Origin of the sequence: Pseudomonas sp. AU12215 (assembly GCF_001675465.2) — a bacterium.
In the GTDB taxonomy this organism is placed as follows: Bacteria; Pseudomonadota; Gammaproteobacteria; order Pseudomonadales; family Pseudomonadaceae; genus Pseudomonas; species Pseudomonas nitroreducens.
This window is the reverse complement of record NZ_MACM02000074.1, coordinates 1-25,091: the sequence shown is the minus strand read 5'-3', so window position 1 is coordinate 25,091 and position 25,091 is coordinate 1. Positions and strand designations below refer to the sequence as shown.

Sequence of the window (25,091 nt, the reverse complement as noted above, 5' to 3'; positions counted from 1 at the left end):
GGATCGTGACGCGCTCTGTGGCGCTGAGTTCGTGATAGGACATGGGGCAACACCTTACCGAAATGGTCGGGTGTTGCACTCAGTTTTTGCGGCCGCCCCGTATCCGATGATGAACATCAGTAGCGCGGTACCCAGTAGCGCCAGAGTCAAGCGGATCGGGTCACGGCGTAACTCCATCGCCTCGCGGCGCGCGTAGCTGAATAGACGCAGCCAACTGAAGCGGTCGCTGCCCTTGTAGCGATCCGGGGCAGTGACTTTCTCCGGAGCTGGAGCGGCGCCCGGTACCGGCGTGCTACCGGCCGCCTCCTCCAGGTAGTCGATGAAGGTCGCTTCCAGAGTGGGCAGACCGCGCTTGTCGATTAAGCCCTGCGGGGTGTCGCTGTCGAGCACCTTGCCGGCGTGCATCAGCGATATGCGGTCGCAGCGCTGCGCCTCGTTCATGAAGTGGGTGGAGATGAAGATGGTCACCCCGTCGCGCCGCGACAGCTCAACCATCAGTTGCCAGAAGCCGTCGCGGGCCACCGGGTCGACGCCCGAGGTCGGCTCGTCGAGGATGAGGATTTCCGGCTTGTGGATAACCGCCACGGCCAGCGATAGACGCTGGCGGATACCCAACGGTAGGCTGTCGGGCAGCTCGTCCCTGACTTTGTCCAGGTCGAAGCGCTCAAGCATTTCCTCCACCCGTGAGCCGATCTCGGCGGGCGGCAGGTGGAACAATTTGGCGTGCAGCTCGAGGTTCTGCAGCACCGTCAGCTCGGCGTACAGCGAGAAGGCCTGGGACATGTAGCCGACTCGCCGGCGGGTCTCCATGTCGTTGGCGTCCACCGGCTGGCCGAACAGTGCGCAGGTGCCTTCGCTGGCCGGCAGCAAGCCGGTGAGCATCTTCATGGTTGTGGACTTGCCGCAGCCATTGGAGCCTAGGAAGCCGAAGATTTCCCCGCGCTCAATACGGAAGCTTACATGGTCCACAGCGACGAAATCGCCAAAGCGGCAGGTCAGTCCCTCGGCCTCGATAGCGATCTGCAGCGCGCCCTCGCTTTGCGAACGCGGAGGGATCACCAGCGCGTGGTGGCCAGCACGCTTGCTCTCGGGTAGCAACGCGATGAAGGCCGCCTCCAGGCTTTGCCTATTTGTACGCTCGCGCAGTTCGGCAGGCGTACCGGTGGCCAGCACCTTGCCATCGTCCATCGCCACCAACCAGTCAAAGCGCTCGGCTTCCTCCATGTAAGCGGTGGCGACCAGCACGCTCATGCCCTCGCGGCCAGCGCGGATGCGCCCGATCAGTTCCCAGAACTGGTTGCGCGACAGCGGGTCCACGCCAGTGGTGGGCTCATCGAGAATCAAGAGGTCTGGGTCATGGATCAGCGCGCAGCACAGCCCGAGCTTCTGCTTCATGCCGCCGGAGAGCTTGCCCGCCGGGCGCTCGGCGAAGGGCGCCAAGCCAGTGCTCTGCAGCAGGTCGGCGATGCGCCTCTCGCGCTCGGCCTTGTCGTGGCCGAACAGGCGACCGAAGAAGTCGACGTTCTCGAACACCGAGAGCGTCGGGTAGAGGTTCTTGCCCAACCCCTGTGGCATATAGGCAATACGCGGGCACACGGCGCGGCGGTGACGCACGTCGCGCATATCTCCCCCGAGCACTTGGATTTCGCCATCTTGCATCTTCCGCGCGCCGGCAAGTAGCGCCAGCAGGCTGGACTTACCAACGCCGTCTGGGCCGATCAGGCCAACCATCCGGTTGGCCGGTATCTCCAGACTAACGTCGTCCACCGCGCGGGTCTGGCCATAGCACAGCGACACGCCGGCCAGGCTGGCGACCGTCTGTATGTCGCTCATTGCGGAACCTTGATCTGCAGAGAGGCAGGCCACTCGACCTGCGGGTCAAGACGCAGGTAGGCCATGCCCGGCACGCCGGTCTTTACGTAGGTGGCATACTTCGCAAGCAGATCCGGATCGAGCCGCGCCTTAACGCGGAACATCAGCTTCTCGCGCTCGTTAGCAGTCTCCACAGTCTTAGGCGTGAATTGCGCAACGCTAGCCACGTAGGACACCTTGGCCGGGATCACATACTGCGACACTGCGTCGATCACCAAGCGTACGTCCTGACCGAGCTCAACCTTGCCCGCCTGCGCCGAGGGCAGGAAGAAAGTCATGTAGACGTCGGCCAAATCAACCATATTGAGCAGCTTTCCGCCGGCGGCCAACACTTCCCCAGGCTCTGCAACGCGGTACTGCACGCGGCCATTGCGCGGTGCCTTGAGCAGGCTGTCATCGATGTCCGCCTGCAGGCGCACGGTACTCGCAGCGGCGGCTTCGATGGCCGACTGAGCTTCGATCACCTGGGAACGCGCGGCAGTGATGCCGGCCTGCGCCGAAACCACTTGCGAACGTGAGGCTGCTAGCGCCGCCTGAGCACTCTGCATCACGGCGCGATCATCATCGAGTTGCTGTTGTGGTAAGGCATTGCGCTGAACTAATTGCTCAGTGCGGCTGAAGCGTTTCTGCGCGGCGGTGAGTTCAGCCTGGCGCTGCGCCACCACAGCCTCAGCTGTGGCCTTCTCACTCGTCCGCTGGGCGACCAAAGACTCGGCGGTGAACTTCGCATTCTGCGCCCGACGCACCTCGGCCTGGGCCTGGGCCAACTGTGCCTCGAGGACCTGAGTATCCATGCGCGCGACCACTTCGCCGAGTTTGACGAAGTCACCTTCGTCAACGTTGATTTCAGCGACACGACCAGGCAATTTGGTAGCTACATCCACTTCAGTGGCTTCTATTCGCCCGTTGGCAGCAGCAAACTCTCTACCAATAGTACTAGGTCTAAACATAACCCAAGCAAGAGCAGCAACCACTATGCAGGCTAGAATTATGCTGACACGGGGAAGCGCTTTTTTCCCTCCTTTCATCTCTTACCCCAAACCACATAAAAAAGAACTCTAAACATGCGACTCCCCCTAAAATATTAACCTATAAAAACAAACCCCAACCATCAAAAACAGAAACCTCCTACAAGCTCCAGAATTGATCGAAAAACCATCTAAAAATTAAACCTACTACTCGAAGCCAACCACTAGCATCAGCACTCCTCTCGACTCCACTTCCGCAAAAAATAGCTAATCAAGCCATCGACACCCGAGCAATGTCCTGTGACACCAAAAAAAATGTCCGCAGGCACCTTAAGAAGGTATCCATGGACATACTGGAAGGTATCTCTAGACATACTGATAGCATCAAGATATCTATAGACGATCCGTGCAGGAATTAGCCTCCACCCAACACAGGAGCATCGAGAAATGAGTAGGATAAGTGCCGGGCTAACTGCTCAACTGGTGAGTTTCCTGAGCAGTGAAAACCTCGACACAGAGCGACTCTGCAAAGAAGTCGGGATAACCATCGACGAGCTAAGATCGTCAAATAAATTTATTCCAAGATCAAGCGCCCTTCGATTAATGGAGCTAGCGGAAATTGAGAGCGGCAACCCAGACATTGGACTTAAAGCTTACCAGCACTTTCTTCCAGGTGCTTTTCAATTAGTAGGATATGCAATGATCTCCAGCGCCAATCTAAAAGACGCGCTGCAGGTCTTAGTACGTTTTTCCAAACTTCTCGGAAACGGCTTCACTATCGGCCTAACACAAGAAAAAAATGGCATACGCCTGTGGTACGTTGACAACACAGAAGACAGAATAAAGAAATCCAGAGTGTTCAATGACGCAATATTGGCATCAACTCTCGGACTCTGCCGCTGGATGGCTGGGGGTAAACTTCCCGAAATCCAAGAAATAGAATTCATTTACCCCACTCCACAAGACATCTCAGAGCACCAACGGCTTTTTGATTGCACCCTACACTTTGGGAAAAATAGAAACAGCATCTTATTTGACAACCACGCGCTATCGCTGCCGCTAAGCACTGCAAATGAAACACTTGCACTACTCCATGGCAGCCTTGCTGAACATCAAGAATATTTTTTAAATAACGGATATTACAGCGAACGCACACGAAGCTTGCTCATCAAGCGCCTTGGCCACTCCCTCTGCGACATGGACTCTGTAGCAAAAGAACTTAACGTCAGTAGTCGTTTCTTACAGCGCGAACTTGCAAAAGAGGGTAAAACCTTTAAAGAAATATTCAATAGCACCCGAAAAAGACTAGCCGAACACTACTTAAAAAACTACCACTCTTACTCCCTAGACCACATAAGCACACTACTTGGCTTTAAAGAGCTAAGTAGTTTTCACAAGGCTTGCCTTCGATGGTTCGGCATGCCACCAGGGAGTTTTCGAAACACTCACACAGAAACTCACCCATCAGGAGTAGACCAGAAAATAACTCATACCTAAAGCAAACCTGGATCGCCCTTTTGCGAAAGAGCCGTAAGAAACCCATCAAGCCACTCATGGCGACTACGAAGCCCCTCTACGCTCGCGTGAGGGTATGGGCAATCAAAAATAGTCAAACCAGATGAGCCGGAATCATACCCAACATCAAAAGGCTTTCTAAATTCAAGCTCAGAGCGATCCTCAAACGCAGAAATGATTAGCATATAAACACCTCAATTCTCTCTAGCGTAAATATCCAGAGTGCGCCTACCACAGAAAATCTCAAGCCATGCAGTTCAAAAACTCGTTCACGTCACCTTCGCAGATCACTCATGGATTAAAATAAAAACTCCATGACCAAGCTGAAGATTAGGCTTCGGCTACATGCTGCATGGGTTTGGGCTTTTTCAAAACATCCTCACACCACAAATAATTGTCCGCAACTACAGTTTTTAGCAATTTCCCGCCCTCCCTGAGTCGATAAATAGGTAGTTAATAAGCACTATGGGAGCAGCGCCGACAAGTAAATCGTCTCGTCTAACTCGGTCGGAAGCCTCAAGAAACAACCGGCCAGTCCGGACTACGATGGCGGCCGGCCGGATCATTTTTTATTCAATAGAAATTGAGCTTATTGCCGAACATAGCGGCCAGGCGCATGCTCAAGCGGAGGGTATTCAGCATTACCTAGCATAGTGACAGCAGGCAGGCGTGAGCCGGCATACCCAGCCAGCCAGGCGAACCAATCTCCCCACCAACTACCGGCATGCTGGTGGGCACCCTGCAACCAGTCGTCGGCTGCCGGTGCTATGTGTTCATTGACCCAGTAATGGCGCTTGTTCCTACCTGGCGGGTTGATCACCCCGGCAATGTGGCCGGAGGCACCGAGGACGAACCGCTTCGGACCTTCCAGCAATGCTGTGCTGGCATAGGCACTGCGCCAAGGCACTATGTGGTCGTCGTGGGTTCCCAGGATGTAGGCCGGCGTCGCTATGGCGCGCAGATCCAGCTTGACACCACACAGATCCAATTCCCCAGACTTGAGGTCGTTCTGCAAATAGGTGTGGCGAAGGTACCAACAATACAGGGGCCCCGGCAGGTTGGTGCTGTCGTTGTTCCAGAACAGCAGATCCAGTGCAGGCGGTTTTTGCCCCTTGAGGTACTTCTCTACGTTGTAGTTCCACCACAGCTCGTTGGGCCTCAGCAATGAGAATGTATTGCCCATATCTTCGCCACGAAACAGACCACATTTGCCACCATGGCCACCAATAGTGCGCTCGCGGTAAGCCACCAGTTGCTCATCGACGAAAACGCTGATAGGCCCAGTATCGAGGTAGTCGAGAAAGGTGGCGAATAGGCTCAAGCTGGCAATATCGTGGTCTCCACGCGCTGCCAGTACCGCTAGAGCGCAACTCAACATGGTGCCGCCGATGCAGAAACCTAAGCAGTTCAGGTGGCGCTCACCACTGATGGCCCTGGTAGTACGTAAAGCGCTGATTACTCCGTCTTGGATGATCTGTTCCCAGGTTATGTCGGCCTGTTCCTGAGTGAAGTTGCGCCAGGATATTAGAAAAACTTGATGTCCTTGCTCCAGTAGATGGCGGATTAGAGAGTTTTCGGGGCCGAGGTCAAGGATGTAGTACTTGTTGATCGCTGGCGGGACGATGAATACCGGCCGTTGGTATTGCGTTTCGCTGAGCGGCGAATACTGGATCAGCTGGAACAGAGGGGTTTCCAGTACCACGGCACCAGGGGTGGCAGCCAGATTCACGCCAACCTCGAAATCGCCCAGGTCGCATTGGCGCAACTTGCCTTCCTGCATGTCACTGGCCAGATGAAACAGGCCATTTAGCAGGCTGGCGCCCTGCGTCTCCACTAAGCGTTGAAGCGCATCGGGGTTGCTCAACAGATAATTACTCGGGGCACTTGCGGCGATCGCTTGTTCAATAAGGTAACGAAGGCGCTGACGCGGCTTTTCCTCATCGATGGGCAGTAGCTCCAGTAGTTTCAGCAGAAATCCGGAGTTCAACAAGTAGAAGGCAGCTAGGGAGCCAAATAACGGTTCGCTCCAGTTGCCGCTAGCAAATCGACGATCATTGAATGCGAACGGCTGGCAGGTCAGCAATTGCTGGCCCAGCTCGGTCCACTGTTGTTGGTAGCCATCCTGCAGTTGCTCCAGTGCCCCGACGGGTACATCGAACCACCGGCTTTGGTCATGTCCGTTGAACCAAACATTCTGCGCCACGTATAAGCGCAGCTGCTGCAGGACGAAGCTAGCGATGAAAGGCACCTGTCCCGACCAGTAGCGAGCAAAGGTGTGTGCGTTGTCCATGGCGTCTCCGGGAATATGAAAACAAAAGCCGCACCCGGTGAGGAGCGCGGTGCGATCATGCCGGGACGTAACCGCACGGCCAGCCTGGCGGTGCGGGTGCAGGGGGGGCACGTCCGGCAGAGTCGCGAAAGCGTCACTCAGCGCTCGATGGCCAGCGCCACGCTGTGGCCGCCGCCGACACACAGGGTAGCCAGACCTTTTTCACGTCACGCCTGAGCATTTCATGCAGCAGGCTTACCAGTACGCGGCAGCCGGAGGCGTCAACTGGGTGGCCACGGGCGATGGCGCCACTGTTGACGTTGACCTTGCCAGCATCCCAATCCAGCCCCTGGCCCTCGGCCAGGGCCTGTGCGGCGAAAGATTCATTGGCTTCGATCAGATCCAGTTGGGCCAAACTCCAGCCCGCCTTCTCCAAGGAACTGCGGGAGGCCGACACCGCGCCGATACTGCCCGTACCACCGGTGGCCAGTGCTATTCGTCCCAGATTGCTCGCAATACCCATTAACCATTCCTCGTTAATCAAGACCTTGGAACAGCGGGCAAGTCTCTGGCGCTTTACGTATAGGGACAATGTCCCCGGGCGATTCCGGATTGTCCTCGCGCACCAGTCTTAGCGCGCCTTGAACGCTATCTAACCAATCATTGACTGGAATCAATAAAAATTGATCTGCGGACGCCTAGATCGCTCATTTCAAGGTGTGCCAGCGCTCTTCGAGAAACGGCAGTGGGATATTTACCGGATAAGTTCGAGCTTTGTAGGGATGCTGGTGGATATGCTGCCGGCAGAGGGCTCGGATGAGGTGCTCTTGCGTCGAGAGGCTTGAGTCGATATTTGCTTGCTGACACGGACGAATGTGCTGTTCACCCGCGCAGGCGCATACCCTACTATCAGTTCCACGCTCTACCACTTCCAGGCCCACGGGATTAGCAGCAATGCGTGGCGGCGAATCAAGTAACTGGCGAGCGGTCCACCGATACAGCAGAGCGCAATCAGACCCGCGGCGTTACTGGCGGCATCCAAATCCATGAGTTTGCTGGCACCCAATAGTTCGGCAAACAGTGGTGCTCGGATAAGAGCGCCAAGTTAAATATTGCGCGCATGGATTTGCATGAAGGCACCTTGAATCAACCGAGGATGTTCAGGCCGCCATCAACGAAGTGGACTCCGCCAGTCTGACCTTGGCTCGCGTCGCTAACCAGCCAGACGCATAGGCCGCCGACTTCCTCCAAAGTGACTAGGCGGCGTAAGGGCGCGCGATTGGTCGAGGATTCTAACAAGTGATCAAAGTCCTTCAGCCCGGATGCCGCCCGAGTCGGCATAGGGCCGGGAGAAATGGCGTGCACACGGATGTTGCGTGGCCCCAGCTCTGTGGCCAGGTAGCGCACACTGGACTCCAGAGCAGCCTTGACCGGCCCCATCAGGGCATAGCCTTCAATCGTCTCCTGAGCGCCCAGGTAACTCATGGTCACCAAACTGCCGCCCCGGGGCATCAGCGGTTCGGCCAGGCGCGCCATGCGGATAAAGGAGTGACAGGAAATATCAACGGCCTGCAGAAACCCGGAACTGGAGCTATCCAGTAGGCGCCCGCGGAGTTCCTCCTTGGGTGCGCTAGCCAGGCAGTGAACGACAAAGTCCAGCGATCCCCATTGCACTGCGAGGTGCTCGAACAGCGCGTCCAGCTCGCCGGCCCGGGTCACGTCCAGGGGCATGCGCACACTGGCATGCACCTGTTGCGCCAGAGGTTCAACATGCACCCTGGCTTTGTCATTCAGCCAGGTGACGGCCAGCTCAGCGCCCATGTCATGCAGAGCCTGAGCACAGCCCCAGGCGATCGAATGCGGGTTAGCTATGCCGACCACCAGACCGCGCTTACCAGCGAGGGACAGGCTTTCCTTGATACTCATAAGCGTTGATCCTGATACACCCGCCAGGCATGACGGGCGATGATGCTCTCTTCGTCGGTGGGGATGACCCACACATCCCGTGTGCTGGCAGTAGTGGATATGCGCTCGGCGTTGCATTGGTTCGCCGCGTCATCGATGCGCAGCCCAAAGAGTGGCGCGAGAAGCTGCAGCACCTGGGCACGCAACGCGGCATCCTTTTCACCGATACCGGCGGTGAATACCAGCGCGTCCAGCCCACCCAAGCATGTGGCGAGCCGACCAATTTCCTGGGCAATGCGGTAGGCGTAGAAGTCGATGGCCAGGGCTGCGCGTGGGTCGTCGCTGGCGCGCAGTTTGCGCATGTCGCTGCTAACCCCGGATATGCCGAGCAAGCCGGACTGCCGATACAGCAGCGTCTCTAGATCGCGAACCTGCATACCCTGATCCAGCAGGTACAGCAGCACACCGGGATCCAGGGCGCCGCAGCGGCTGCCCATGGGGAGGCCGTCGAGGGCGCTGAAACTCGTGGTCACCTCGACGCTGCGGCCGGCCTCGATGGCGCACAGGCTGGAGCCATTGCCCAGATGGGCTATGACCAGCTTGCCGGAAGCGAGCTCTGGAGCTCTGTCGATCAGGCGCTGGCTGACATATTCAAATGACAAGCCATGGAAGCCGTAGCGGCGAACACCCTGTTCGTACAGCGCGTAGGGCAGGCCGAAGAGCTGGCTCATTTCACTGCGCCCGGCATGGAACGCGGTATCGAAACAGGCAACCTGAGGTAGGTGCGCATTGTGCTCGAGCGCTGCCTTGATAGCCGCCAGATTGTGCGGTTGATGGAGCGGCGCCAGGGGTTCCAGCGTCTCCAGGCGCGCCAGTACGGCAGGATCCACGCGCACCGGGGCGCTGAAATCCATCCCACCATGCACCACTCGATGGCCGAGCAGCGCAGGTGGGCGATTGTGTAGGCCTTCCTTCAGCGCGCTGTAGACCTGCTGGAAAGCCGCCTTCATATCAGCAACATGCTCCGGCGCAAAGGCTACGTCCCGCACCACTGTTCCATCAGCCATGACTATCTGGAGGCGCGGCACCACGCCAATGCCGTCCAGCTTGCCGCGCGCCAGCAAACGTGGCTGCTCCTCGCCTTGGCGGCCGGCGAACAGACCAGTCTTGATGCTCGAGGAGCCAGCATTGACGGTGACGATCAGCTCGTCTTGAGCGGGGCTCATATGGACACACCTAGTTGGGTGCGCAGCGCTTGGGCGAGCAACACGGCCAGCCCGCTACTGGCGATGCGTGCCCGTGGACTGTCGGCGCGGCTGGTGAAAATGATCGGTACGCGGGCGCCGAGGACAATACCCGCCGCCTCGGCACCGGCAAGATAGATCAGTTGCTTGGCGAGGATGTTGCCCGCTTCCATGTCCGGTACCAGCAGAATGTCCGGATCGCCGGCGACTTCTGAATGAATGCCCTTGACCCGCGCAGCGTCGGCGTTGATCGCGTTGTCGAAAGCCAGTGGCCCGTCGAGCAACGCGCCATCAATCTGTCCACGCTGAGACATGACCACAAGTGCGGCAGCTTCCAAGGTCGAAGGCAGCTTGGCCGTGACAGTTTCAACCGCCGACAGCAGCGCTACCTTAGGACGGTCGATGCCCAGGGCGTGCAGCATCTGGATCGCATTGCGACAGATGTCAGCCTTGTCCTCCAGGCCGGGAAAGATGTTTACCGCCGCGTCGGTAACGAACAGCGTTTTGTGGTAGCTGGGCACACTCATGGCGAAGACATGGCTGAGGCGCCGCTCAGTGCGCAGACCGCTTTCACGATCGGCCACGGCATGCAGCAGTTCATCGCTGTGCAGGCTGCCTTTCATCAGCAGCTCGCCACGACCTTCGCGGATCAGGGCAACACCACGCTCGGCGGCAGCGTGACTGTGTGGCACGTCCTCCACGGTTAACCCGTCGATATCCAGGCCAGCCTCGCTGGCGGTTGCCGCGATCTTGTGACGCGGGCCCACCAGAATCGGGGCTATCAGTCCGGCCTGGGTGGCCTCCAGCGCTCCTCGCAGAGCATTCGCCTCGCAAGGATGTACGACGATGGTGGGCAGCGGGCCAATTTCGGCGCAGCGGTTCAGCAACGTCTGGTAGTGATCTTGGCTCATTCGGCGCTGCCTCCCTTGTCCTGGCTCGCAGGGGCATGCGCCGGCGCAGAGCGAGTTGCCTTGGCGCGACCTGCTTTTTTTACCGCAGCCACGGGGCTCTTGCTCCTGGTCCCCACAGGGGGCGGACTGGTTTCGATCTGTGCATCGGAAGACTGGGCGGCGCTTTTCTTCCTTGGCCGTGTGCCGACCTTGGGAGTGCGAGTAACTGCCTCGGGGAGGTGCAGCGTTAACGAAGTCTGGTCTGGAGCGCTGTCCATAGCGATGAGTGGCACCGTTGATTGTGCGAAGGCCGGCACAGGGTGTTCAAGCTGGTCGTGCAAACGGCGCCAGAGTTCGCCCACTGCGCCCTCGGCGTAGAGAAGTTCGGGCACGAGGTACACGGCGGCTGCCAGCACTGCCTCACGCTGCCCGGCCTCGGGAACCAGCAATGGCAATGTATTCAGACTCTCCTCGGGGAGGGCAAAGACCAGCAGATCCTGCAGACGGACGCTGTCACGTACGGCAAGTGGGTCGATGCCGAGCTGTTGCGAGAGCGTGCGGGCCTGTTGAGCAAGTTGTTCGATGCGCTCCTTGCCGAACCTGCCACTTGCATGCGCGAGCAAGCAGAGAATGCGAATGAGCGCTTCCTGCTCCCCACCACGAAGAAGCGAGTCGTGCAGATGCTCGACGAGAGCCTTGTCACGTTGCTCGACGTAGCTCTGCTGCGAGTGTGGTGCCTGGTCGCCAGTCAAGGTGCTCAGACCGCCATAGAAACTATGGAAGAGCATCTCCTGGGCCGCGTCGCGGACATCACGATAGCCATCGAGCAGGGCCTCAACCGTGCTGGACGATGCCTCTTGCCAGGCAAATAGGGGATTGTCGGGCGATGCCGGGCGGCGATTGACGCGCGTCAGAGCCGCATGGCCTGCCAACCACCAGAGCGTTGGATTGAGACTGCTCCAGACAACTTGCTGCTGGTGGAACGGATGGCTCTTGCGCAAGCATTCGGCGAGTGGTTCGTTGATCGCCCTGCGCATCCAGGGACGCACAAGCCAGTCGTAGAGAGTACTATTGAATCCGGAGACGCGGTCGACCAAGGCGAACTCTAATTCGTCGCTACGACCATCCTCATCGTGGCAGAGAATGTCGGCGATGCACCGAGATTCGAAATGTACCTGGTAAGCCTGGTCGTCACTGGCGGATGCTGGCAGGTCGTCGATCACCAGTTCGTACAATCCTGGCGACAACAGGGTGATGGCATCGATGGCGCCGAGCAGCTCCCTGTGCTCACGACGGGCGACCTTGCCGGAGACGAAAATGCCCAGATGGCCGATGCTGGCATGCTGAAGATAGACGATGGTGCGTCCGGCATTGCGCAACGCCAGATCGCTGGGATAGACGTCGGCTATCCAATTCAGTGCTTGCTGCGGTGGAGTGATATTGTCGCCATAGGAGCAGAACACCACCACGGGTGCCTCGATGCGTTTCAGGTCGATGCTGCTGCTCCTGCGCCCGGAACCGCCAGCCAGGCGGTTGCCGATGAACAGGTCATCGACGATCACCTCGATCTCCTCGCTGTTGAGCAGGGTTGGACTACCCCACCAGCGCTCGAAATCGAGAAAGCGGGGGGTTTCCCTGTCGACGTTGCTGAACAGCTTGTAGTACTTGCTCCAGTAGGTGTTGGCCGGATTCAGGCTCTCGAAGTTGCTGACCAGCCAGGTGCCATCAAAACGGCCATTACCCAAGTCACTACCCAAGCGAGTCATCCATGCGCCGCCGAGTAGACCGCCAGCGTAGCGCATCGGGTTGCGCCCGTTGACTCCGGCCCAGTAGGACAGCGGCGCACCATTGACGATCACCAGACCTGGTAGTTCCGGACGTGCAGCAGCCAGTCCCATCAGCGCCCAGCCGGCCTGGCAGTTACCGATCACCACGGGCTTCCCTGCCTCCGGATGCCGCGCGCTGACCGCCTCGATGTAGCGGGCCTCGGCCTCGGCGATATCGATCAGGGTTTGGCCTGGTGCGGGAGCATGGCTGAAAGCAATGAAATAGGTCGGGTGCCCAGCGCGCAAGCTTTCGCCGATTTCAGAATCCTGCTTGAAGCCGCCGATGCCGGCGCCGTGACCACCGCGTGGGTCGATGACGATGACCGGCTGGCGCGTGGTATCGCTGGGCTGGTCATCCGGTGGAACGATGTGCAGCAGAGAGTAGTTGACCGGGTGAGGCAGGTCGTGGCCGTCGACCAGCACCTCATAGGGAAACTTGAGCAGCAGGGGATAGCCGGCGCGCTCGTGGGCAAGGGTATTGTCACCACGCTGGCGAAGTGCATCCCAGAACAGCAGATTGCGCTGTCCGAAGTCGACCAGGTACTCCCAGCAATCGCCTGCGCTGGGGACACGCAGGCGCCCTTCTCTCAGTGGCGCGAGCAGAGCCTCTTGGCGTTGACCAAAGGCATCGAGCAGGAGCTTCCCGTGCAGATGCTGTAGGCGTCCGAGGTGTTCGAACAGATTATGAAATGAGGAGAAACTCTCTTCTCGCTTTGCAAAAAAACTTTCCTGGCTCATGAGCTTTTCCTATATCAGAGACGCGGGAATCCCCCTCATTCGATCCTCTCCATGAAGAGGAGCCATGGCTTTCAGGCCAAGTTTTATAGCGAATCACCTCGACTTGAGCAAAGTTTTTTTGCAGCGCACAAAAACGCTTGCCCTCTCTCTTTGTGCAGTGCAACATTTTGCTAGCGCAGCGGCTCCATCATGGATGGTTTTCGCGTGCTAGGTCGCAAGCGGCCTTTCCCATTGCCAGGAGACCAACCATGTCTTTTTTCGATTCAGAAAAACTGCAAAGCGCACAGAAAGCCAACCTTGACCTGTTGCAGCAGATCAGTGGCAAGGTATTTGAGAGCGTCGAGCAACTCAGTCAATTGCAGTTCAAGGCGCTACGCGCATCCAGCAGCGAGCAGTTCGACAGCCTACGTAAGCTGCTGTCGGCGCGTGACCCGCAGGCCTTCGCCGAGTTGCAGGCGTCCCTCACTCAGCCAACTGCTCAGGCAGAGCGCCTGCTGGAGTTCAATCGAGAGGTGTATGACCTGGTTTCCAGCACTCAGGCGGATATCGCCAAGCTCGCCGAACGCCAAGTCGAGGCCGGCGCCAAGCATGTGCGGGAACTGGTGGACGTCATCGCCAAGAACGCCCCGGCGGGTGCGGAGCCGGCGGTAGCCGTTCTCAAGTCGGCACTGGAAAGCGCCGGCAGTGTCTATGAAAGCGCGCAGAAGGCCGCCAAACAGGCAGCCGAGATCGCCGAGAACGGCATCGCTGCCGCGGCCTCCGCAGCAGGTCAGGCGACCCGTGAAGCCAGCAAGACTGCGGGTGGGCGCAAGTAAGGCAAGGTAACTGCACCAAGAGCGGTGATGGTCGTCATTGATCATCACCGTCTTTTTTCTTCTGCCTCGAATTGCCAGGCGGGATACCGCCGAACATGCCGAAAAGATTCTGAGTCCCCAGATAGAGCTTCTTCGACTGTTCGACATACTGGCTCATCAGATCCTGCATGACGGGCACCTGCTTGTGCATAAAGTCACTCCAAGCCTGCGAGGATTGCACCCCGGTCTGGGTCTGGATGTCGATCACGGTCTGGATGCTCTTCTCCAGATAGTTGCCGAGCATGCCCTGGAACGGGCCGTAGAAGCGAATGATCCCCTTGAGCATGTCGCTGGAGAAGATCGGCTCACCATCACTTTCCGCTTCCTGAATGATCTGTAGCAGGATGCTCCGGGTCAGGTCTTCGCCACTCTTCGCGTCTACTACCTGAAACGGCACTTCATCGATAACCAGCCGGCGAATGTCAGCAAGGGTGACATGGGCACTGGTGTGGGTGTCGTATAGGCGGCGATTGGCGTATTTCTTGATCAGGCGAGGAGCACTGTGGTCGTCTTCGGGCATGCAAGGCGTCTCTTCATGATTTGGGCTGTGTCAGTTGCCGGCACTATCTTAGGCCTTTTCTCTTAGATGTCCTCACCGTCACCCCAAGCGAGGTGCGCCCCCATAGGGAGCGGTTTATCGTAGACCTACAGCCACACTCCCTGAGCTCCAGCGTACATTGTGCTCATAAGGTGCTGCTGCTCGCCCCATGGCGTGTGTTCGCGCAGACGCTCATAGGGCGACTGTCCTGCCCATGGTGCCGGAAAGCGCCATTGAGCGCATGCAGTGGCGTCGCTCGGCGAAATCCATCTCCGCCTCAAATGCAGCTCTACGTCGAAATACCGATCCAAGTGCTGCACGAGCCCGGCATGACGCCGCCCTCACTGAGGTGCTGCCCTAGCGTCTTAGGGAAAAACGCTCATCTGGCCATCCCAGAACAGGATACGCATACCACTGTTGGCAAGCGCCTTGTCATGCCGGCCTGTCAGCAGAGAAACATCCTTAGCTACCCCAACCGACCACAGCATGGATTTGATCTGATCCAGCACGCCATGTTGATTGCTGCAAAGACTAGCCTCGAACTGGCGCAACTTCGTATCGTCCACGTTCGGCAAATTAAGCTGCCCCACAACGAGCCTAACGTCTGTGTACAGGTCATGTCTGCCAGCGTGCTCGATATAGCGCCGCTCCGCGAACGGCCTCCACCCCGCAGTGTGATTGACTCCTCCCGAGACATTCGCGCCTCTACCAATATGAGACCCAGTGGCTTTCACCCGATGCTTGCGAATGCGCGCCAGAACGCTTTCACGCACTGTGGTACCCACATAGATCCAGGGCGTCAAATCCTTCGCACCTCCGAAAGCCAGCACGTACAACCCATAGGTCTTCGACAGGTTCTTTCCATACGCAGACACAGGGACCATGGCATGTGACAGGGTTTTGAAGGAGGCACGATAGCGTGCCGGCGTCATCCCCGGATTCGTCTTTACATAGGCAGCACTAGTACCAGCCGCCAGCCAAGGAGTCGTATCTGCGGGTACGTCGAAATGATCTGCCAGTAACACAGGTTGAGCGAACGTCAGAGTGGTCATCGGCGGACACCTGAAGTCATGAGTCTGGTTATGAGTTGGAAACCGCCGCTATGCTCAAGGCGATCACAAGGCGCCCACGGGGCAGAATACTTCACTAAAGGGCAAGGGCCTGCACGACGGCTACCTGCCTCTGGCGATCTCCCACACCAGCATCCTGACGATAAGGACTAACCCGACCACAGTTTGGGCAGCACGCAACAATACCCCATCCATTACCGTCGATGGCGCGACTTGCGCGATCAAGGTGCCGCATAACACCCGCTTCGATCCGCAACAGATCAAGAAGCAGCTCGGCATTACGATCTCGTAGTTGAACGACCTGTTCTTCCGCATGCACACCTTGCCCGAGTGCAAGGCGAAGCCTAAAGAAGTGGTGAGCTTTAGCTCGGCGCTATCCGGCCAGCGAAGTGAACAAGGCCCCCAACGCCATATTCACCGTGGTGAACTGGACATAACCATGCAGGGCCTGGCCCTGGATCTCTACGCGCGATACAGGCTCTTCCCGCTTGGCTCAAGTGGAACGACCACCTGCCCCTGTCAAGGTACTACCGAACTAAATCACGCCAGCGCCCTGTCGATACATCCGATCACTGTGATCGGAGCAAAAAACGCCGGTGGGGCAAAAAGTGGGGCAAAATTCAGAGTCAGTCAAAAACCATCGGGCATAAAAAAATCCAGTCACCGCTAAGTGACTGGATTTTCTAGGGATTTTTGGTCGGGACGGAGTGATTCGAACACTCGACCCCTTGCACCCCATGCAAGTGCGCTACCAGGCTGCGCTACGCCCCGACGTTGCTTTTGAGTTCCCTCAGAAGCGGATCGCACTATACCCCAAGCATTTGTATTGGAGAAGTGCTTTTTTCATTTTTTTCAGTTACTTGCGCAGCACATGCAGTACATCTTCCAATTCGGCGATCATCTGCCGGATCAGTTGCTTGTATTGGGTGGCGTCCTCGCGTGCTTCGTCGCCGGTGAGGCGCTGGCGAGCGCCGCCGATGGTGAAGCCCTGGTCGTAGAGGAGTGCGCGGATCTGACGAATCATGAGCACGTCCTGGCGCTGGTAGTAGCGCCGGTTGCCCCTTCGCTTGACCGGATTGAGTTGCGGGAACTCCTGTTCCCAGTACCGCAGCACGTGCGGCTTCACCGCGCAAAGATCGCTCACTTCACCGATGGTGAAGTAGCGCTTGCCCGGAATGGGGGGCAGCTCGTCGTTATGACTTGGTTCCAGCATAAGCCTCAACCCTGGCCTTCAGTTTCTGCCCTGGACGAAAGGTGACGACGCGCCGGGCTGTGATCGGGATTTCCTCTCCCGTCTTTGGGTTGCGTCCGGGACGCTGACGCTTGTCGCGCAGGTCGAAGTTGCCGAAGCCCGACAACTTCACCTGCTCGTTATGCTCCAGCGCCTGGCGAATCTCTTCAAAGAAGAGCTCCACCAGTTCCTTGGCTTCCCGCTTATTCAGGCCCAGCTCTTCGTACAGACGTTCAGCAATCTCAGCTTTCGTCAGAGCCCCCATACGCTACTTCCTTAACGTGGCGTTGAACCTTTGTTCCAGCGAGGCGACGATATTCTGCGTAGTCGCGTTCACCTCGTCATCATTAAGAGTGCGTGATGGATGCTGCCAGGTCAAGCCAACGGCCAAGCTTTTTCTAAGCGGATCAATGCCTTTACCGTGGTAGACGTCAAACAACCTGAGATCCGTCAGCCATTCGCCCGCCGTTTCACGGATATTGGCCAGCACGAACTCGGCCGGAGTATCCAGATCGACGATCAGCGCCAGGTCACGACGTACTTCGGGGAAGCGCGACAGTTCGCTGAATTTCGGCAGACGACCCTTGGCTACTTCGGCCAGGACCAGCTCGAAGAGGTACACCGGGCGATCCAGGTCCAGCGCCTTGGCCAGTTCCGGGTGCAGCGCGCCGAGGTAGCCGACCAGCACGCCATCGCGCTCGATCTTGGCGGTCTGGCCCGGGTGCAGCGCTGGGTGTTCCGCTGGGGAGAAGGTGAAGGCTTCGATGGCGCCGGCGTTACCCAGCAGCGCTTCGACGTCGGCTTTCACGTCGAAGAAGTCGACGCTCTCGCGACCATTCGCCCAGCCTTCCGGCTGACGTGCACCGCAGACGACGCCGGCGAGCATGTTTTCCTGCACCAGCCCTTCCAGTTGACCGACAAAGCGCAGGCCGCTTTCGAACAGGCGCACACGGGTCTGCTGACGATTGAGGTTGTGCTGCAGGGACTTGACCAGCCCCGGCCAGAGCGAGGCGCGCATGGCGGCCATGTCGGCGGAGATCGGGTTGGCCAACATCAGCGGCTCGACACCGGGATGGAACAGCTGGAACACCTTGGGATCAATGAAGCTATAGGTGATGGCCTCCTGGTAGTCACGGGCGACCAGCAGGCGGCGCAGCGCGGGCAGCTCGGCCTGGGACTCGGACTTGGTGTTCGGCGCCAGGCGTGCCTGCGGGTAGCGCACCGGCAGACGGTTGTAGCCGTACAGGCGACCCAGCTCTTCGATCAGGTCGACTTCGATCGAGACGTCGAAGCGATGGCTCGGCACACCAACGGTCCAGGCATCGGCACCGGCTTTCTGGACGTCGAACTCCAGGGCGGTGAGCAGACGCTCGATCTCGGTGTTTTCCAGGGTCATGCCCAGCATCTGGGTAACGCGCTCGGCACGCAGGGTAACCGGAGCGACCTTGGGCAGGTCCGCTTCACTGACTGCTTCCACGATCGGACCAGCTTCGCCGCCGACGATCTGCAACAGCAGCTCGGTAGCACGCTCCATGGCGCGACGAGCCAACTGCGAGTCCACGCCACGCTCGAAGCGATGCGAGGCATCGGTGTGCAGGCCATAGGAACGGGCCTTGCCAGCAACGGCAATGTTGTCGAAGAAGGCGCTTTCGAGGAACAGGTCGCGTGTCTTGGCGCTGACGCCGCTGTGCTCGCCACCCATCACGCCGGCGATGGCCAGGGCGCGTTCGTGATCGGCAATCACCAGGGTGTCAGCACGCAGGGTGACTTCCTGGCCGTCGAGCAGGACGAGCTTCTCGCCCTCCTCTGCCATGCGCACGCGCACGCCGCCTTTGATCTCGTCGAGATCGAAGGCATGCATTGGCTGGCCCAGCTCGATCATTACGTAGTTGGTGATGTCGACGGCGGCGTCGATGCTGCGGATATCGGAACGACGCAGACGCTCAACCATCCACAGAGGGGTTGGCTTGCTCAGGTCGACGTTGCGGACGACGCGGCCGAGGTAGCGCGGGCAAGCCTTGGGAGCCAGCAGCTCAACGCTGCGCACTTCATCGATCTGCGGAGCAACTGAGCCAACCACTACCGGCCTGACCTCGGCGCTGTACAGCGCGCCGACTTCGCGAGCGAGGCCGGTCAGAGACAGGCAATCACCACGGTTCGGGGTCAGGCCGATCTCGATGGAAGCGTCGTCCAGTTCGAGGTAGTCGCGGACGTTGGCGCCCACCGGCGCATCCGCAGCGAGCTCCATCAGGCCGGCGTTCTCTTCGCTGATTTCCAGCTCTTTGGCCGAGCAGAGCATGCCGTTGGATTCAACGCCGCGCAGCTTGGCCTTCTTGATCTTGAAGTCACCCGGCAGCTCGGCGCCGATCATGGCGAAGGGGATCTTCAGGCCTGGGCGCACATTGGGCGCACCGCAGACGACCTGGAAGGTCTCCGAACCGTTGCTGACCTGGCAGACGCGCAGCTTGTCGGCGTCCGGGTGTTGTTCGGTCGACAGCACTTCGCCCACGACCACACCACTGAACTGACCGGCGACCGGGATCACGGCGTCGACCTCAAGGCCGGCCATGGACAGACGAGCTACCAGCTCGTCACGGGATACCTGCGGGTTTACCCAGCTCCGCAGCCACTGTTCACTGAATTTCATCCTGCTCTCCTAAATGCGTTGACGGTCGTGCGGGCTAGCGGAACTGGCCGAGGAACCGCAGATCGTTGTCGAAGAACAGGCGCAAGTCGTTCACGCCATAGCGCAGCATGGCCAGGCGCTCGATACCCATGCCAAAGGCGAAGCCCTGGTATTTCTCGGGGTCGATGCCGGACATGCGCAGCACGTCGGGGTGGACCATGCCGCAGCCCATGACTTCCAGCCAGCCGGTCTGCTTGCAGACGCGGCAACCCTTGCCGCTGCAAAGCACGCACTGGATGTCGACTTCCGCCGAAGGCTCGGTGAAGGGGAAGAAGGACGGACGGAAGCGGACGGAGAATTCTTTCTCGAAGAAGGCGCGGAGGAATTCTTCGATGGTGCCCTTGAGGTCGGCGAAGCTGACGTCTTCATCGACCAGCAGACCTTCGACCTGGTGGAACATGGGCGAGTGGGTCAGGTCGGAGTCGCAACGGTAGACGCGGCCCGGGCAGACAATGCGAATCGGCGGCTTCTGGTTTTCCATGGTGCGGACCTGTACCGGCGAGGTATGGGTGCGCAGCAGCATGTTCGCATTGAAGTAGAAGGTGTCGTGCATGGCACGAGCCGGGTGGTGACCCGGAATGTTGAGCGCTTCGAAATTGTGGTAGTCGTCTTCGACTTCCGGACCCTCGGCGACTTCATAGCCGATGCGGGTGAAGCACTGCTCGATGCGTTCCTTGGTGCGGGTGACCGGATGCAGGCCACCGGAGGACTGGCCACGGCCCGGCAGGGTCACGTCGATGCGTTCGGCTGCCAGCTTGGCGGCGAGGGCGGCGCCCTCCAGCTCAGCCTTGCGGGCGTTCAGAACATCCTGAACCTTTTCCTTGGCTACGTTGATCAGCGCGCCGACCTTGGGGCGCTCTTCGGCCGGCAGGTCGCCCAGGGTCTTCATGACCTGGGTCAGCTCGCCTTTCTTGCCGAGGTAGTGAACCCGGATCTGCTCCAGGGCGTTGACGTCTTCGGTGTTTCGCACGGCGTCCAGGGCCTGCGAAACCAGCGCGTCCAGGTTTTCCATGTACCAACTCCAGATACAAAATAGGGGAAGAGCGGTAAGGCTCTTCCCCTATCGGTGACGTTACGTCCGGACCGAGATCCGGTAACTGTCGTGGGGCTTAAGCCAGGCTGGCCTTCGCTTTCTCGACAATCGCGGTAAACGCCGCTTTTTCGTTCACAGCCAGATCGGCCAGTACCTTACGGTCGATCTCGATGGCCGCCTTTTTCAGGCCAGCGATCAGACGGCTGTAGGACAGACCGTTCTGACGAGCACCAGCGTTGATACGGGCGATCCACAGGGCGCGGAACTGACGCTTGCGCTGACGACGGTCGCGGTAGGCGTATTGGCCTGCTTTGATTACCGCCTGCTTGGCAACACGGAACACGCGCGAGCGCGCGCCGTAGTAGCCTTTTGCGAGCTTCAGAATCTTTTTGTGACGACGACGGGCAATTACGCCACGCTTAACACGAGCCATTTATTTATCCTCTACCAGAAATCAACGCAGACGCAGGGAGCGCGCTACACGGCGAACGTCGGAAGCAGCGAGCATCGAAGTGCCGCGCAGCTGACGCTTACGCTTGGTGGTCATTTTGGTCAGGATGTGGCTCTTGAAAGCGTGCTTGTGCTTGATGCCACCAGCAGTCACTTTGAAGCGCTTTTTGGCGCCACTTTTGGTTTTCATCTTTGGCATGTTTAGTACTCCGCATTCGTTAACAACTGATAACCATCAGGCCTGCCAGTGCCCGGGAGGTTATTTACGCTTCTTGGGAGCGATGACCATCATCAGCTGGCGTCCTTCCAGCTTAGGGTGCTGTTCCACGGTGCCGACTTCGGCGAGGTCGTTTTCGACTCGCTTCAACAGCTCCATGCCCAGCTCCTGGTGGGCCATCTCACGACCACGGAATCGAAGCGATACCTTGGCCTTGTCCCCTTCATTAAGGAAACGTACCAGGTTGCGTAGTTTTACCTGGTAATCCCCTTCTTCCGTCCCTGGACGAAACTTGATTTCTTTGATCTGTTGCTGGTGCTGGTTTTTCTTCGCAGCAGCGGCTTGCTTCTTCTTCTCGAAGAGGTGCTTGCCGTAGTCCATGATGCGGCAGACAGGAGGCACCGCATCAGCAGAAATTTCCACCAGGTCCAGCTTGGCCTCGTCGGCTAGACGGAGGGCCTCGTCGAGGGAGACCACGCCAATCTGTTGACCGTCGGCACCAATCAGACGCACCTCACGGGCGGTGATGTTTTCGTTGATCGGTGGTTTCGGGAGAGCCCGCTTATCCTGTCTCATTTCACGCTTAATAATGATTACTCCGAGTCTTGGCGACCACGCCGGGAAACCGCCTGAGCGAGAAGCTCCGCGAACTGGGCGACCGGCATCGAGCCGAGGTCTGCCCCTTCGCGCGTACGTACGGCGACGGCCTGCGATTCAACTTCCCTATCACCAATAACCAGCAGATAGGGAACCTTGAGCAAAGTATGCTCGCGGATTTTAAAGCCAATTTTCTCGTTTCTCAAGTCAGACTTGGCACGGAATCCGCTTTGCTCGAGCTGACGCACCACTTCTTCGGCCCATTCGCCCTGCTTGTCAGTAATATTCATCACCACCGCCTGGGTCGGTGCGAGCCAGGCCGGGAACAGACCGGCGTAGTGCTCGATCAGCATACCGATGAAGCGTTCGAACGAGCCGAGGATCGCGCGGTGCAGCATGACCGGACGGGTACGGCTGTTATCTTCGGCGATATAGCTGGCATCCAGGCGCTCCGGCAGGTTCGGATCGTACTGAAGGGTGCCGCACTGCCAGTTACGGCCAAGGCAGTCCTTCAGGGTGAACTCGATCTTCGGACCGTAGAAGGCACCTTCGCCCGGCTGGTATTCCCACTCCAGGCCGGATTCGTTCAGAGCGTCGGCCAGAGCACTTTCGGCCCGATCCCACAGCTCTTCGGAACCGACGCGCTTGGCCGGACGGGTGGACAGCTTCATGGAGACATCGCTGAAACCGAAGTCCGAATAGACCTGCAGGGTCAGTTTGATGAAGTCGGCCGCTTCCTTCTTTACCTGCTCTTCGGTGCAGAAGATGTGCGCATCGTCCTGGGTAAAGCCACGTACACGCATGATGCCGTGCAGCGCGCCGGACGGTTCGTTGCGGTGACACGCGCCAAACTCGGCGAGACGCAGCGGCAGGTCGCGGTAAGACTTCAGGCCCTGGTTGAAGATCTGCACGTGGCATGGGCAGTTCATCGGCTTGACCGCGAAGTCGCGGCTTTCCGACGAAGTGGTGAACATGTTCTCGGCGTAGTTGGTCCAGTGGCCGGAGCGCTCCCACAGGATACGGTCGACGACCTGCGGGGTACGAACCTCCACGTAACCGTGGTCGCGCTGCACCTTGCGCATGTACTGCTCGAGCACCTGATAGACGGTCCAGCCGTTCGGGTGCCAGAAGACCATGCCCGGCGCTTCTTCCTGGAGGTGGAAGAGGTCGAGCTGCTTGCCGATACGGCGGTGATCGCGCTTTTCGGCTTCTTCGATGCGCTGGATGTAGGCAGCCAGCTGCTTCTTGTCCGCCCAGGCGGTGCCATAGACGCGCTGCAGCTGCTCGTTTTTCGAGTCGCCACGCCAGTAGGCGCCGGAAATCTTGGTCAGCTTGAAGGCTTTCAGGAACCGGGTGTTGGGCACGTGCGGGCCACGGCACATGTCCACGTACTCCTCGTGGAAGTACAGGCCCATGGCTTTCTCGTCCGGCATGTCGTCGATGAGGCGCAGCTTGTACTCCTCACCACGAGCCTTGAAGGTCTCGATGACTTCGGCACGCGGCGTCATCTTCTTGATGACGTCGTAGTCCTTCTCGATCAGCTCGGCCATGCGCTTTTCGATGGCGGCCATGTCTTCCGGCGTGAAGGGACGCTCGAAGGCGATGTCGTAATAGAAGCCTTCGTCGATCACCGGGCCGATGACCATCTTGGCGGTCGGATACAGCTGCTTGACCGCGTGGCCCACCAGGTGAGCGCAGGAGTGGCGGATGATTTCCAGCCCGTCCTCGTCCTTCGGGGTAATGATCTGCAGAGTCGCGTCGCTGTCGATGATGTCGCAGGCATCGACCAGACGGCCGTTGACCTTGCCGGCCAGGGTGGCTTTCGCCAGCCCCGCACCAATGGATTGCGCCACCTCGGTCACGCTGACCGGATGATCGAAGGAACGCTGACTACCGTCGGGAAGAGTAATGATGGGCATGGCGCCTCCTCTCCTAGTGGTGACCCCTACGAAAGGCCACATGGGTTGGGATGTGCCAGTAAGCGTCGCCCGCCGGGCAGGCCTGCCTCACAGTGGCAGGCGCCTTGTCGGCACCCTGCGCTTTCGCGCGCGGACGTAGATCACTGGAAGAAATCGAAAACCTGATCGCAAACAATAGCGGACAGGGCGCTGGATGTTACTGCAAGTTGCGCAAGCTGACGAGCGCAGAGCCTGACTTCGCTCAGTACTGATCGACAAATTCCAGCACAGCGCGATTGAAGGACGCCGGACGGATCACATTCATGCCATGGGAGGCGCCGGGAATCGTCACCATGCGCGCATCCGCAAGACTGAGTTGCAGCGCCTGGAGGATTCGCGGAAACGGCTCCGGACTTCTGGCTCCGCCGATCAGCAATACTGGCAACTGCAACTGCGATATCGATTCCCGATTAATAGGCGCAGGATGATCGGCAACCTGCCCAACCAAGGTCATGGCATTGGCCGTCGCCATTTCACGAAACTGTGCAGATGACCTCGACCAGACTCCCGCCCCACTGACAGTATCGACAAAGAGCTGCAACCCTCCTTCAACATCTCCCTCGCGAATCATTCCAAGCGCCTGCTGGCGAAACTGATTGCGTTCGACAGGAGATACCGGCGCTTCAATATTTGCTCCAGTGAAGACATTGTCCGCAAAGTCTCCACCTGGATCAGCCAGCGCCAAAGAGAGCAATTTATGCGGAGCCATCAGTGCCACTCGCAAACAGATGTTGCCGCCCCGCGAATGCCCCAGCAGATGGACCGGCGCAGGTAACTGGTCGATCAAGGCGAGAAGATCATCAACATGCTGTTCCGTCGAAAAGCCAATCCCCTGGCCGCCCCATTGCTCCGGGAAATAATGGCGCAAGCTGGGCACGATCACACGGTAACGGGCAGACAAGGCTTCGACCTGTGCCTGCCAATAGCGGTAGTCGCAAAGCGACCCGTGTACCAGCAGCAGGGGCACGCCCTGCCCGGCAACCTGGCACGTCAGTTCATAGTCATTGACCCGGTATTTCACAATCTCGAAATTCATCCAGCACTCACAGGCAACGCACCACAATAAATCACACAGGATTTGCAGGGATTACTCAGCCCGAACGAAACCCAACCACACCCTTTAGCCCGCGCATTATCCCCGGCGGTTGCAGAAGCTGAGTGCAACACGGTTACTGGATTGAAGCAGGTGCATCATGCTGCAACGCCACTACCTCTGTCATGACCTCAATC

At 58.7% G+C, this 25,091-nt stretch carries 20 protein-coding genes, 1 tRNA gene and 3 pseudogenes; 4 read left to right on the top strand and 20 right to left on the bottom strand.

All coding sequences use genetic code 11. The features are described 5' to 3' along the window. Positions 1 to 96: 96 nt before the first annotated feature. Positions 97 to 1,833, bottom strand: a pseudogene (locus tag A9513_RS14205) (ATP-binding cassette domain-containing protein); the annotation flags it as partial. Next, entirely contained in the window at positions 1,830 to 2,900 is a 1,071-nt protein-coding gene (locus tag A9513_RS14200; protein WP_031654673.1) for an HlyD family secretion protein, read from the bottom strand. The pseudogene A9513_RS14205 and the gene A9513_RS14200, both read right to left, overlap by 4 nt. 387 nt (positions 2,901 to 3,287) lie before the next feature. Between A9513_RS14200 and A9513_RS34915 the strand changes: the two genes are divergently transcribed. Next, entirely contained in the window at positions 3,288 to 4,337 is a 1,050-nt protein-coding gene (locus A9513_RS34915) for an AraC family transcriptional regulator (RefSeq protein ID WP_079392173.1), read from the top strand. A gap of 607 nt (positions 4,338 to 4,944) precedes the next feature. On the opposite strand, the gene phaC is transcribed toward A9513_RS34915, so the two are convergent. From phaC to A9513_RS14170, 6 genes and pseudogenes are all read right to left on the bottom strand, one after another. Beyond that, positions 4,945 to 6,645 (bottom strand): class I poly(R)-hydroxyalkanoic acid synthase, encoded by a 1,701-nt coding sequence (phaC, locus tag A9513_RS14195; protein WP_043158187.1) that lies wholly within the window; start codon positions 6,643 to 6,645, stop codon positions 4,945 to 4,947. Between the two features lie 137 nt (positions 6,646 to 6,782). After that, positions 6,783 to 7,090 (bottom strand): annotated as a pseudogene (locus A9513_RS14190) (acetyl-CoA C-acetyltransferase); the annotation flags it as partial. Positions 7,091 to 7,770: 680 nt separating this feature from the next. Continuing rightward, positions 7,771 to 8,550, bottom strand: coding sequence for an enoyl-ACP reductase FabI (gene fabI / locus A9513_RS14185; RefSeq protein WP_043158184.1), 780 nt, complete (start codon positions 8,548 to 8,550; stop codon positions 7,771 to 7,773). Beyond that, positions 8,547 to 9,755: an acetate/propionate family kinase gene (locus A9513_RS14180; RefSeq protein WP_043158183.1), complete on the bottom strand. Its 1,209-nt coding sequence runs from the start codon at positions 9,753 to 9,755 to the stop codon at positions 8,547 to 8,549. The genes fabI and A9513_RS14180 overlap by 4 nt, the downstream gene beginning before the upstream one ends. After that, the gene (locus A9513_RS14175; RefSeq protein WP_023124048.1) at positions 9,752 to 10,684 is read right to left on the bottom strand and encodes a phosphate acetyltransferase; all 933 of its coding nucleotides are present in this window, start codon (positions 10,682 to 10,684) and stop codon (positions 9,752 to 9,754) included. Before A9513_RS14175 ends, A9513_RS14180 begins: the two co-directional genes overlap by 4 nt. After that, complete coding sequence (locus tag A9513_RS14170) at positions 10,681 to 13,227, bottom strand: DUF3141 domain-containing protein (RefSeq protein ID WP_065327428.1); 2,547 nt, start codon at positions 13,225 to 13,227, stop codon at positions 10,681 to 10,683. The genes A9513_RS14175 and A9513_RS14170 overlap by 4 nt, the downstream gene beginning before the upstream one ends. Positions 13,228 to 13,475: 248 nt before the next feature. On the opposite strand from A9513_RS14170, the gene A9513_RS14165 reads away from it, so the two are divergent. Then, positions 13,476 to 14,042, top strand: coding sequence for a phasin family protein (locus A9513_RS14165; RefSeq protein WP_023124046.1), 567 nt, complete (start codon positions 13,476 to 13,478; stop codon positions 14,040 to 14,042). Positions 14,043 to 14,076: 34 nt separating this feature from the next. Here the strand turns inward: A9513_RS14165 and phaR are convergent, their stop codons facing one another. Together phaR and A9513_RS14155 are read right to left on the bottom strand one after the other, a co-directional pair. Then, positions 14,077 to 14,601 carry a polyhydroxyalkanoate synthesis repressor PhaR gene (gene phaR, locus A9513_RS14160; protein WP_023124045.1) on the bottom strand — a complete coding sequence of 175 codons (525 nt, stop codon included), beginning with the start codon at positions 14,599 to 14,601 and terminating at the stop codon, positions 14,077 to 14,079. 383 nt (positions 14,602 to 14,984) lie between these two features. Continuing rightward, positions 14,985 to 15,671 (bottom strand): hypothetical protein, encoded by a 687-nt coding sequence (locus A9513_RS14155; RefSeq protein WP_134303966.1) that lies wholly within the window; start codon positions 15,669 to 15,671, stop codon positions 14,985 to 14,987. Between the two features lie 85 nt (positions 15,672 to 15,756). Here A9513_RS14155 and A9513_RS36765 point away from each other — a divergent pair. Beyond that, positions 15,757 to 15,981, top strand: a pseudogene (locus A9513_RS36765) (DUF932 domain-containing protein); the annotation flags it as partial. Further along, a complete protein-coding gene (locus A9513_RS35500; RefSeq protein WP_134303967.1) occupies positions 15,982 to 16,359 on the top strand; it encodes a hypothetical protein in 378 nt (125 codons plus the stop codon). 24 nt (positions 16,360 to 16,383) lie between these two features. Here A9513_RS35500 and A9513_RS14145 read toward each other — a convergent pair. From A9513_RS14145 to A9513_RS14100, 10 genes are all read right to left on the bottom strand, one after another. Beyond that, positions 16,384 to 16,460 (bottom strand) — tRNA-Pro (locus A9513_RS14145). Between the two features lie 85 nt (positions 16,461 to 16,545). Next, entirely contained in the window at positions 16,546 to 16,902 is a 357-nt protein-coding gene (locus A9513_RS14140; protein ID WP_015476661.1) for a MerR family transcriptional regulator, read from the bottom strand. Next, complete coding sequence (gene ihfA / locus A9513_RS14135; protein WP_003090661.1) at positions 16,883 to 17,185, bottom strand: integration host factor subunit alpha; 303 nt, start codon at positions 17,183 to 17,185, stop codon at positions 16,883 to 16,885. Before ihfA ends, A9513_RS14140 begins: the two co-directional genes overlap by 20 nt. A 3-nt stretch (positions 17,186 to 17,188) precedes the next feature. Next, positions 17,189 to 19,567 carry a phenylalanine--tRNA ligase subunit beta gene (gene pheT, locus A9513_RS14130; RefSeq protein ID WP_024763165.1) on the bottom strand — a complete coding sequence of 793 codons (2,379 nt, stop codon included), beginning with the start codon at positions 19,565 to 19,567 and terminating at the stop codon, positions 17,189 to 17,191. Positions 19,568 to 19,601: 34 nt separating this feature from the next. Then, complete coding sequence (gene pheS / locus A9513_RS14125) at positions 19,602 to 20,618, bottom strand: phenylalanine--tRNA ligase subunit alpha (RefSeq protein ID WP_024763164.1); 1,017 nt, start codon at positions 20,616 to 20,618, stop codon at positions 19,602 to 19,604. A 97-nt stretch (positions 20,619 to 20,715) separates the two neighbouring features. Further along, complete coding sequence (gene rplT, locus A9513_RS14120; protein WP_003099086.1) at positions 20,716 to 21,072, bottom strand: 50S ribosomal protein L20; 357 nt, start codon at positions 21,070 to 21,072, stop codon at positions 20,716 to 20,718. A 21-nt stretch (positions 21,073 to 21,093) separates the two neighbouring features. Further along, the gene (gene rpmI / locus A9513_RS14115; RefSeq protein WP_017516491.1) at positions 21,094 to 21,288 is read right to left on the bottom strand and encodes a 50S ribosomal protein L35; all 195 of its coding nucleotides are present in this window, start codon (positions 21,286 to 21,288) and stop codon (positions 21,094 to 21,096) included. Between the two features lie 60 nt (positions 21,289 to 21,348). After that, positions 21,349 to 21,900 (bottom strand): translation initiation factor IF-3, encoded by a 552-nt coding sequence (gene infC / locus A9513_RS14110; protein WP_169887484.1) that lies wholly within the window; start codon positions 21,898 to 21,900, stop codon positions 21,349 to 21,351. Then, on the bottom strand, positions 21,900 to 23,822 hold the full coding sequence (thrS, locus tag A9513_RS14105; RefSeq protein ID WP_037015433.1) for a threonine--tRNA ligase: 1,923 nt from the start codon (positions 23,820 to 23,822) through the stop codon (positions 21,900 to 21,902). Before thrS ends, infC begins: the two co-directional genes overlap by 1 nt. Positions 23,823 to 24,063: 241 nt before the next feature. Beyond that, complete coding sequence (locus A9513_RS14100; protein ID WP_065327427.1) at positions 24,064 to 24,897, bottom strand: alpha/beta fold hydrolase; 834 nt, start codon at positions 24,895 to 24,897, stop codon at positions 24,064 to 24,066. Positions 24,898 to 25,091: the final 194 nt, after the last annotated feature.

Bases quoted from the DNA above. Each gene is read 5' to 3' on its own strand.
- A9513_RS14200 (WP_031654673.1), bottom strand. From the start codon at position 2,900: ATGAAAGGAGGGAAAAAAGCGCTTCCCCGTGTCAGCATAATTCTAGCC.
- A9513_RS34915 (WP_079392173.1), top strand. From the start codon at position 3,288: ATGAGTAGGATAAGTGCCGGGCTAACTGCTCAACTGGTGAGTTTCCTG.
- phaC (WP_043158187.1), bottom strand. From the start codon at position 6,645: ATGGACAACGCACACACCTTTGCTCGCTACTGGTCGGGACAGGTGCCT.
- fabI (WP_043158184.1), bottom strand. From the start codon at position 8,550: ATGAGTATCAAGGAAAGCCTGTCCCTCGCTGGTAAGCGCGGTCTGGTG.
- A9513_RS14180 (WP_043158183.1), bottom strand. From the start codon at position 9,755: ATGAGCCCCGCTCAAGACGAGCTGATCGTCACCGTCAATGCTGGCTCC.
- A9513_RS14175 (WP_023124048.1), bottom strand. From the start codon at position 10,684: ATGAGCCAAGATCACTACCAGACGTTGCTGAACCGCTGCGCCGAAATT.
- A9513_RS14170 (WP_065327428.1), bottom strand. From the start codon at position 13,227: ATGAGCCAGGAAAGTTTTTTTGCAAAGCGAGAAGAGAGTTTCTCCTCA.
- A9513_RS14165 (WP_023124046.1), top strand. From the start codon at position 13,476: ATGTCTTTTTTCGATTCAGAAAAACTGCAAAGCGCACAGAAAGCCAAC.
- phaR (WP_023124045.1), bottom strand. From the start codon at position 14,601: ATGCCCGAAGACGACCACAGTGCTCCTCGCCTGATCAAGAAATACGCC.
- A9513_RS14155 (WP_134303966.1), bottom strand. From the start codon at position 15,671: ATGACCACTCTGACGTTCGCTCAACCTGTGTTACTGGCAGATCATTTC.
- A9513_RS14140 (WP_015476661.1), bottom strand. From the start codon at position 16,902: ATGCTGGAACCAAGTCATAACGACGAGCTGCCCCCCATTCCGGGCAAG.
- ihfA (WP_003090661.1), bottom strand. From the start codon at position 17,185: ATGGGGGCTCTGACGAAAGCTGAGATTGCTGAACGTCTGTACGAAGAG.
- pheT (WP_024763165.1), bottom strand. From the start codon at position 19,567: ATGAAATTCAGTGAACAGTGGCTGCGGAGCTGGGTAAACCCGCAGGTA.
- pheS (WP_024763164.1), bottom strand. From the start codon at position 20,618: ATGGAAAACCTGGACGCGCTGGTTTCGCAGGCCCTGGACGCCGTGCGA.
- rplT (WP_003099086.1), bottom strand. From the start codon at position 21,072: ATGGCTCGTGTTAAGCGTGGCGTAATTGCCCGTCGTCGTCACAAAAAG.
- rpmI (WP_017516491.1), bottom strand. From the start codon at position 21,288: ATGCCAAAGATGAAAACCAAAAGTGGCGCCAAAAAGCGCTTCAAAGTG.
- thrS (WP_037015433.1), bottom strand. From the start codon at position 23,822: ATGCCCATCATTACTCTTCCCGACGGTAGTCAGCGTTCCTTCGATCAT.
- A9513_RS14100 (WP_065327427.1), bottom strand. From the start codon at position 24,897: ATGAATTTCGAGATTGTGAAATACCGGGTCAATGACTATGAACTGACG.